Consider the following 255-nt stretch of genomic DNA (forward strand, 5'->3'; position numbering starts at 1 on the left):
AACGAATACCAAATTTCCCGTTTATTGAATATTTGCATATTATTTTTGTAACGGTACTTTTGTAAATAATGGCATAGGTCATTATCATGCTAAATGTCATTATTTGACGGAAGGATTGTAGAACATGTACATTACTAGCTAATCTATAGTAATTATACAGTCCTCTTATTTCTGCATTGTATTGTCTTATAATTTCCAAGTCATCGCTGTGGAGCATATTTGTTCTATGAATTGGTTTCCATTGATTATTTTTCC

1 protein-coding gene is annotated in these 255 nt (G+C 30.2%); it reads right to left on the reverse strand.

Annotation, left to right across the window (positions count from 1 at the left end; genetic code table 11):
* The coding region (locus tag M3610_RS27805) for a group II intron reverse transcriptase/maturase (protein ID WP_483870122.1) at nt 1-232 on the reverse strand (232 nt) is incomplete at its 3' end.
* Nucleotides 233-255: the final 23 nt, after the last annotated feature.

The sequence above is a fragment of the Neobacillus sp. MER 74 genome (assembly GCF_023714155.1).